Genomic DNA, 3,588 nt, shown 5'->3' on the forward strand with positions numbered 1-3,588 from the left:
AGCCTTTTGAGCTCATTACGCCGAAAGAACACTGTGAACGTTATGCAACAGAGCACCCAGAATCTGTGAACAACGCTGCCTGATAGATTTGAATTACATTTTAAAATCCCATGGCAATGGGTTTATTTAAGGTTACCCTTTTTTACATCAGCTGCTTGAAAAAAACTTTTTAAAAATTTTCATTTTACCTATTGACATTTCTTAGCTGGACTTTTTGATATTTCTTGATAGCGAGCGACCATCCAGACTTATTAAGACTCATTTTCGTTGGTGACACGTAACACTGCAATTGAGGCAGTTCACAACCTGCTTAACCGAATTCGAATAATAAGTGGAGGGCTGACTGTTTTACGAACGGGATCACCTATTGTGTCACTATTGGAATCACGTCAGGCCATCTATCCACTTTATTATAAAAAATAAGTGCAGATGTATCAAAACATCTACACTTATACAGTACTAGATTGGAATTTGAAAATGAAGATTAAAAACGAGTTTTCGTTTTTGATCTTCATTTTTGCATATTACACACCATAATACTGCATATTAATTACGGAGAAACTGTAACTAACAGAAAGAACGATGTGACGGAGAAGTAACGGAGAAGTAACTGTAAATTTATAAACTGTAAAAATATGTCAGTAAATATACTGATATAATTATTGACAAAAATAATGATAGTGCATATACTATATTTATAAGGAGGTGCATGAGATGAGTACAGTAATGAGTGCAATTCAAAATACAATTTCAATATCATTGTTTAATAGAGGTCTTGCAGGTAAGATTTTTGATGAAGTTAAAAAGTATGGTGCTAAGGTTGTTATGAAGAACAATACTCCAGAGTGCGTACTTATGTCACCTGCTGAATATGTGGAACTCATGAATGAAGTTAATGATGCAAGACTACTTACTATTGCAAGTGAGAGAATTGCTAATTTCGATTCCACAAAGCTTGTTTCAATGGAAGCTTTTGACAAAGAATTCGGTTTTACAGAAACAGATCTTGCAGATAGTGACGAGGTAGAATTCGAATGAGTTGGGAAGTACTTTTTATGCCAGAAGCCATGGAGGATTTCAGGGATTTAGATGGCAGTCAGAAGAAACTTGTTAGAAAAGCAATCGATAAAGTATCAACCAATCCATTAACTGTAGAGGAAGGTGGATATGGAAAGCCACTTGGAAATAAGGGTGGAAAGAATCTGACAGGACTGTTAAAGATTAAGCTTCTAAATGCAGGAATTCGAATTGTATATAAGCTGGTTAGAAAAGATGATCAGATGTATATTGTAGTTATTGGCGCTAGAAAAGATGATGAAGTATACGAGACAGCAGCCAAGAGAGTAGAAAATGAAAAATAATTTTCATTTTTCAATCTTCTATAAACGCGTATAAACGGTCAGAAAAAATAGCTCTTGCTTTTTGAAATTGGCCGTATATATAATAAATTTATAGACCAATGTGGTTTATATATAGAAGAAACAGTGGAGGTGAATCAGTAGGTAAAATGATCAAATAGGTCAAACCGGACAACGATATTGTTGTTTGATAGCAGTAGTGCTTTACCTTTCATCTAAAACAATCTGAATAGAATACAATGTCAAAATTAGTTAGAGACGTACTGTTTATAGTTGCCACAGCGAAGATACAAAAAGCTTCGATTTCGCAGTAAATTTTTAAACGCGGATAAATGGCAATAAACGCTATAGGGTCAAAAATGGGTATTGTTACACATAAGTTCAAATGACTACAAATTGGACTAAAACGAACAAATGTTCGCCTCCCCACAATGAAGCCGCTGGACAAATAAACCACTATATATTGTGTTTGATGAACCAAGACGACACAAGATGAAGTAAAAAGGCGTTACAACTACAACTTTTTTACAACTTTTGCATGAAGCCGGACGAAATCGGACGAAGCAATATGAAAGGCGAATCTGCGTATGGAATGCAGATTCGCCTTTCTTTTACATCAGCTTCAAATTCATGCTGATAGCTTTTGCCTTCTCTTGCATATTCTCTTGGGTGATGTGGGTAGATATCCATTGTGGTGGAGAAATCTGCATGTCCCATGACCTGCTGAATAAATTTAACATCATTGGTGCTCTCACAAAGCCGGGTACAGAATGTATGCCGAAGGTTGTGCACACTGAAATGTGGGAGGAGATTCGGCTCACGGTCTTCCAACTCAGCCTGATCCATTTCCTCCATGTTGTAGGCAACGCTGATTCGCTCAATCGCCCGGTTGATGTTATGGGCACTAAGGAAGGAGCCGGTGCGGTTGCGAAAAACGAAACCGTGAAATCCGTCCAATGCCAATTTATCATCTGGGTAGAAAGCCTCCACAGTTTCGATTTGAAGGCGAAGCTGTTCAGCTACTTCCGGATAGAGGATAGGAATGGTTCGGGTACCGCTCTCGGTTTTGGGAGTAGTGATGTGAAAACCGGCTTTTCCGTCAATGACCCGGTAGATAAGATTGTGGTTGACGAAAATCGTATTTTCTTCAAAGTTGATGTCGCTTTTCGTGATGCCGGTGCATTCTGCCACGCGCATCCCCGTTCCCAGCAATACAGTCATAACAGGAAGCCAATGACTGTGAGTTGGAGATTTTGCAGTAAAGCGAAGGAAGTTTTGCTGCTGGGTTTTCGTAAGTGCGATTCGGCGCTTGGGCTTCGGAGCACTTCCATCTGTTTTGAGCTTGCGGTAAATTCCCTTGCTGGGATTTTTCCGAATATAATCGTCGTCCACTGCCAGTTCAAATGCGGGGTGAACGATGGTGTTGATGCTCTCCAGGGAGTTGATAGCAAAGCCGTGTTTCAGCAGTTTCGTGTAAAAGGCGAGAACATCACTTCTGCGAACGTGCGGCAGAGGAGTGTTGGCGAAAGGCTCATCCTTTACATAGAAGTCCCATAAGTAAAGATAATTTGCTCTGGTGAAGGGCTTCAGTTTGATGTTATTGTCCATATAAATCTTAAACATATCGTTTAAGGTCAGTTTCATTGCTTCCTGGGTACGGATACCCTCATCCTTATCTTTGTCAATTTGCTTTTCTTTGACACGAAGACTGGCAAGATCAGAGTCATATAGGTATTTCTTCTTGCTGCCCAATTTGTAGACATACATATAGCTGCCATCTGCCCGTTGCGTTTCTCCAGGCCGAAGATTACGGCCTTTGTTGTCTTTTCTTGTTTTCGGCATAATTGTAAGTACCTCCTGATTATAAAAGTGCAGTGCGCCTTATTGGCATAATTATTTAGCCGGAAATATCATAAAGATATTCTTTGATACGCTGGACACTCCATAGGACACGGGTGTTCATGGTAATGCGTGCATTGGCAAGATCCCCAATCTGCACCGCTGTATGGCGTCCACAGCACAGCAGCTTGCAAAGGGTATCCGTATCAACAGCCAAACATTGTTCCGGCGGCAGGTCATTAGGCTTTCTTTTCTCCATAATCGTCCTCCCTATTTAGTCAAGTGTTTTTTCCTTATTTTTCAAGAAATTTTTAATTTCATATCTCAGATAAATGAGCCAAGAGGATGGACATTTCTCTGTATCTGGTACGAAAATAGAGGGTTTTGGGTA

The 3,588-nt window shown here is 39.5% G+C and carries 4 protein-coding genes; 2 read left to right on the plus strand and 2 right to left on the minus strand.

Translation table 11 applies throughout. The features are described from left to right. Positions 1-714 precede the first annotated feature (714 nt). Positions 715-1,038: a type II toxin-antitoxin system Phd/YefM family antitoxin gene (locus FYJ45_RS28855; RefSeq protein WP_154468381.1), complete on the plus strand. Its 324-nt coding sequence runs from the start codon at positions 715-717 to the stop codon at positions 1,036-1,038. A gap of 17 nt (positions 1,039-1,055) precedes the next feature. Continuing rightward, positions 1,056-1,361, plus strand: coding sequence for a type II toxin-antitoxin system RelE family toxin (locus tag FYJ45_RS28860; protein WP_321170346.1), 306 nt, complete (start codon positions 1,056-1,058; stop codon positions 1,359-1,361). Positions 1,362-1,883: 522 nt separating this feature from the next. Here the strand turns inward: FYJ45_RS28860 and FYJ45_RS28865 are convergent. Both FYJ45_RS28865 and FYJ45_RS28870 read right to left on the minus strand, forming a co-directional pair. After that, positions 1,884-3,200: a site-specific integrase gene (locus tag FYJ45_RS28865; RefSeq protein WP_235931065.1), complete on the minus strand. Its 1,317-nt coding sequence runs from the start codon at positions 3,198-3,200 to the stop codon at positions 1,884-1,886. 55 nt (positions 3,201-3,255) lie between these two features. Further along, positions 3,256-3,456 (minus strand): hypothetical protein, encoded by a 201-nt coding sequence (locus FYJ45_RS28870; protein WP_003501914.1) that lies wholly within the window; start codon positions 3,454-3,456, stop codon positions 3,256-3,258. Between the last annotated feature and the right edge of the window lie 132 nt (positions 3,457-3,588).

It is taken from the genome of Eisenbergiella porci, from assembly GCF_009696275.1.
Taxonomy (GTDB): Bacteria; Bacillota; Clostridia; order Lachnospirales; family Lachnospiraceae; genus Eisenbergiella; species Eisenbergiella porci.

Bases quoted from the DNA above. Each gene is read 5' to 3' on its own strand.
- FYJ45_RS28870 (WP_003501914.1), bottom strand. From the start codon at position 3,456: ATGGAGAAAAGAAAGCCTAATGACCTGCCGCCGGAACAATGTTTGGCT.
- FYJ45_RS28855 (WP_154468381.1), top strand. From the start codon at position 715: ATGAGTACAGTAATGAGTGCAATTCAAAATACAATTTCAATATCATTG.
- FYJ45_RS28860 (WP_321170346.1), top strand. From the start codon at position 1,056: ATGCCAGAAGCCATGGAGGATTTCAGGGATTTAGATGGCAGTCAGAAG.
- FYJ45_RS28865 (WP_235931065.1), bottom strand. From the start codon at position 3,200: ATGCCGAAAACAAGAAAAGACAACAAAGGCCGTAATCTTCGGCCTGGA.